The following is a 4,074-nucleotide window of genomic DNA, read 5'->3' on the forward strand; positions in this document are numbered from 1 at the left end:
AAAGAAAAAGAGAGAAGAAGAGCGCGCTTGGAAAGCTCGGAAAGAAAATCAAAAGCCGCATGGAAAGGTGAAAGCTTTTGCAGAATTAGTTGAAGGAACAGAAAAAACGTGATGAACTTCATCACGTTTTTTGTATGATCGGGAAAGTTAATAAAAATGTTGTACCTGTTCCTTTTTCACTCATAATGTCAACCTTTCCATTCATTGCTTGAATAACACTGAAGACGACCATCATCCCGAGTCCAGTCCCTTTTTCTTTCGTCGAGTAGAAAGGTGACCCGAGGCGTTTTACTTGTTCTTGATCCATACCAATACCTGTATCTTTTATATATAATTGTATATGTTTATGATCTGGAACTAATGTAAGAATAAGGTCACCGCCGTTAGGCATAGCCTCAATACAGTTTTTTAAAATATTTAATAGGCATTGGTTCAGCTTTTGCTTTTCACCAGCTATAAAGAAGGATGTACTTTGTTTTATGTAATGTATACGAACATTTGTTAAATTGGCGAGAGGTGTAATTAAAGATAACGCATGGAGTAATTCTTCCTCTACTTGTAATTGTTGTTCTTTTTCAATACTCGGTTTTGCAAAAGTTAAGTAGTCTGTAAGAACATGATTTGCTTGTTCGATACCATTAATGGCTATGTCGATATATAATTTTCGTTCCTTCTCAGAACATGTATCTGACTGTAAAAGTTGCAAAAATCCTTTCGTTGAAGTTAAAGGGTTGCGAATTTCATGAGAGATAGAAGCTGCCATTTCACCGATTAAATGAAATTTTTCAGCATTCATAAGTTCATTTTGGAGACGAACTTGCGTTTGTAATATGTGTAGCAAATATAAAATAAGGATTGTACCAAGCATCGTACATAGTTCGTATACGATAATATGTGGTATATAAGCTGCCGTATTTGTAACCTCTGAAAGGAAAAATGGTATCCAGCCAAATCCGAATATGAGGCTGTAAAAGATAGCGAGTGCTATTTTTATACGATTAGAACTTCGGTTAAACAGTTTGTATGTTAATAGTAGAACAATGAATAGTAGAACCGAAGCTATAAAGGATGGGAAAACACCTATCCCTCCTAATAAAAAGCGATATATGTTTAATACAGCTAAGATGGAAGCACCGGCAATAGGACCTCCTGTTAATGTACCGACAATTAATACGATATGACGCATATCAAATTGAAATCCATAGTTTGTTTTTGCTGCGAAAGTGATACATAGTATGGTAGCGAGGCAACATAATACAATAAACATAGCTGAATTTAATTTAGGAGAGCGTTTCCCTTTTTGATTCCAAAATAAATGATATAAAAGCATTGTAACAAGGATGGATAATATATTTAAAAAGAGATAAATAATAAAGAGTTTCAGTGGGATATCTCCTCTCTTCTAACATTAAATTAATCATACTATAAAATGAAAGAAATGAAATGTGAAATAGCGGAAAAAATCAGAAATTTTTTCTGGTAGTATACAATATGTTACAATAATCTTTGTCAATGAAAGAAGAAATTCCGTGCACTGCATGGGAGAGGTTCGCGAACTCCCTCTATAAAAAACTATGGAAACAACAATATCATTAGGTATTGTTTTGTTTTTTTATTGTGACAGTTCAAGAACGTTCTTTCTTCTTATTCGTAGTAGAGAAGGAGAATGAGTGAAATGAAAAAAGAAAAAGCAGTTGTTGTTTTTAGTGGTGGACAAGATAGTACAACATGTTTATTTTGGGCAATACAACAGTTTGCAGAAGTGGAAGCTGTAACGTTTAATTACAATCAACGTCATAAGTTAGAAATTGATTGTGCAGTGGAAATCGCGAAAGAGTTAGGAATTAAACATACGGTACTAGATATGAGTTTATTAAATCAACTTGCTCCAAATGCATTAACGAGAACGGATATGGAGATTACACATGAAGAAGGTGAATTACCATCAACATTTGTAGATGGACGAAATTTACTGTTTTTATCATTTGCGGCTGTATTAGCAAAACAAGTTGGAGCACGTCATATTGTAACGGGTGTATGTGAAACTGATTTCAGTGGTTATCCAGATTGTCGTGACGTGTTTGTGAAATCATTAAACGTTACATTAAATTTATCTATGGATTATCCGTTTGTTATTCATACACCACTTATGTGGATTGATAAGGCAGAGACATGGAAATTATCTGATGAACTTGGAGCATTTGAGTTTGTTAGAGAAAAAACATTAACATGTTATAACGGAATCATTGGTGATGGTTGCGGTGAATGTCCAGCATGTCAACTTCGTAAAGCAGGATTAGATACGTATCTACAAGAACGCGAAGGAGCGAGCAACTAATGGATAACTTTTTTGGATTTCGCATCGTAGAAAATTTGCAAAAAATGGACAAGGATATTCAGCGTGAACAACTCAAATATCATAATAAAAGAGTAATGGTCAGCAAGGAATTTACATTTGATGCAGCGCACCATTTACACTGCTATGAAGGGAAATGTAAAAATTTACATGGTCACACATATAAAGTCGTATTTGGAATTAGCGGATATGTAAATGAAATAGGCCTTGCAATTGACTTTGGAGATATAAAAGAAATTTGGAAAAATGAAATAGAAATTTATTTAGATCATCGTTATTTAAACGAAACATTGCCAGAAATGAATACGACTGCTGAAAATATGGTCGTTTGGATTTATGAAAAGATGGCAGAAGCATTAACGAAAGATAATCGTGCGAACGAATACAAGGGAGCTCGTGTTGAATTTGTTCGTCTTTTTGAGACGCCAACTAGTTATGCGGAAGTAAGACGGGAGTGGATGCTCGATGAGTAAAATCCCCGTCTTAGAAATATTTGGTCCGACCATTCAAGGAGAAGGGATGGTTGTAGGACAAAAGACAATGTTTATCCGTACAGCGGGCTGTGATTATAGCTGTGCTTGGTGTGATTCTGCTTTTACATGGGATGGATCGGCCAAAGATCAAATTAAACAAATGACACCGGAAGACATTTGGAATGAGCTTGTAGAAATTGGTGGAGAAAATTTTTCTCATGTTACGATTTCGGGTGGAAATCCTGTTTTGCTGAAAAATATGCAATTTCTTCTTTCTATATTAAAGGAGAATGGAATGCGAACAGCGGTAGAAACGCAAGGGAGTAAATGGCAAGATTGGTTGCTTCAAATTGATGAGATAACGATTTCTCCAAAACCACCAAGTTCGGCAATGCAAACAGATTTTCAGATGTTAGATTCTGTTATTCATAAACTAGCAGAGAAAGATTTTAGTTTAAAAGTAGTAGTATTCGATGATCAAGATTTTGAATATGCAGTTAGGATGCACGATCGTTATCCGAATGTACCATTTTTCTTACAAGTAGGAAATAATGATACGAAAACAGTGGATGATGCGGTGCTTATAAAAAACTTATTAGAAAAATATGAATGGCTTATTGAAAAAGCTGTGAATTGTAAAGAAATGAATGATGCGAAAGTACTGCCTCAGCTTCATGCGTTAGTATGGGGAAATAAACGAGGGGTATAATGAGAAGGGATGTTTAAAATGACAGGAAGATTAGATGAAGATTTAAAAGATGTAACATTATTAGGAAATCAAAATACAAAATATTTGTTTGAATATAGCCCGGGAATTTTAGAGGTATTTGATAATAACCATCCAAACCGTGATTACTTTGTAAAATTCAATTGTCCTGAATTTACAAGTTTATGTCCGAAAACAGGACAACCAGATTTTGCAACAATTTATATTAGCTACATTCCAGAACAAAGAATGGTAGAGAGTAAATCTTTAAAGCTATATTTATTTAGCTTCCGAAATCATGGTGATTTCCACGAAGATTGCATGAACGTTATTATGAATGATTTAATTAAATTAATGGATCCACGCTATATTGAGGTATGGGGGAAATTTACACCACGTGGTGGTATTTCAATCGATCCATACTGCAACTACGGTCGCCCAGGAACGAAGTATGAACAAATGGCAGACTACCGCATGATGAACCATGATCTATATCCAGAAACAATTGATAATCGTTAATATATAATAGAAAGAAAGGA

At 34.6% G+C, this 4,074-nt stretch carries 6 protein-coding genes and 1 riboswitch; of the genes, 5 read left to right on the plus strand and 1 reads right to left on the minus strand.

Translation table 11 applies throughout. The annotated features are described in order from the left end of the window. A partial coding sequence (locus V7038_RS22000; protein ID WP_335695633.1) for a DUF6254 family protein occupies positions 1-112 on the plus strand: 112 nt, incomplete at its 5' end. Between the two features lie 9 nt (positions 113-121). Here V7038_RS22000 and V7038_RS22005 read toward each other — a convergent pair. Continuing rightward, positions 122-1,330 (minus strand): ATP-binding protein, encoded by a 1,209-nt coding sequence (locus V7038_RS22005; RefSeq protein WP_002201242.1) that lies wholly within the window; start codon positions 1,328-1,330, stop codon positions 122-124. Positions 1,331-1,538: 208 nt separating this feature from the next. Continuing rightward, positions 1,539-1,582, plus strand: a riboswitch (PreQ1 riboswitch). A 93-nt stretch (positions 1,583-1,675) separates the two neighbouring features. On the opposite strand from V7038_RS22005, the gene queC reads away from it, so the two are divergent. The 4 genes from queC to queF are packed head-to-tail and all read left to right on the plus strand — an operon-like array spanning position 1,676 to position 4,054. Then, on the plus strand, positions 1,676-2,338 hold the full coding sequence (queC, locus tag V7038_RS22010) for a 7-cyano-7-deazaguanine synthase QueC (protein ID WP_002158728.1): 663 nt from the start codon (positions 1,676-1,678) through the stop codon (positions 2,336-2,338). Beyond that, on the plus strand, positions 2,338-2,829 hold the full coding sequence (gene queD, locus V7038_RS22015) for a 6-carboxytetrahydropterin synthase QueD (RefSeq protein ID WP_002011526.1): 492 nt from the start codon (positions 2,338-2,340) through the stop codon (positions 2,827-2,829). The genes queC and queD overlap by 1 nt, the downstream gene beginning before the upstream one ends. Beyond that, the gene (gene queE / locus V7038_RS22020; RefSeq protein ID WP_002202693.1) at positions 2,822-3,538 is read left to right on the plus strand and encodes a 7-carboxy-7-deazaguanine synthase QueE; all 717 of its coding nucleotides are present in this window, start codon (positions 2,822-2,824) and stop codon (positions 3,536-3,538) included. Before queD ends, queE begins: the two co-directional genes overlap by 8 nt. 18 nt (positions 3,539-3,556) lie before the next feature. Then, positions 3,557-4,054: a preQ(1) synthase gene (gene queF, locus V7038_RS22025; protein ID WP_002201240.1), complete on the plus strand. Its 498-nt coding sequence runs from the start codon at positions 3,557-3,559 to the stop codon at positions 4,052-4,054. Positions 4,055-4,074: the final 20 nt, after the last annotated feature.

It is taken from the genome of Bacillus sp. JJ783, from assembly GCF_036963225.1.
Lineage (GTDB): Bacteria > Bacillota > Bacilli > Bacillales > Bacillaceae_G > Bacillus_A > Bacillus_A cereus_U.

Bases quoted from the DNA above. Each gene is read 5' to 3' on its own strand.
- queD (WP_002011526.1), top strand. From the start codon at position 2,338: ATGGATAACTTTTTTGGATTTCGCATCGTAGAAAATTTGCAAAAAATG.
- queE (WP_002202693.1), top strand. From the start codon at position 2,822: ATGAGTAAAATCCCCGTCTTAGAAATATTTGGTCCGACCATTCAAGGA.
- queF (WP_002201240.1), top strand. From the start codon at position 3,557: ATGACAGGAAGATTAGATGAAGATTTAAAAGATGTAACATTATTAGGA.
- V7038_RS22005 (WP_002201242.1), bottom strand. From the start codon at position 1,330: ATGCTTTTATATCATTTATTTTGGAATCAAAAAGGGAAACGCTCTCCT.
- queC (WP_002158728.1), top strand. From the start codon at position 1,676: ATGAAAAAAGAAAAAGCAGTTGTTGTTTTTAGTGGTGGACAAGATAGT.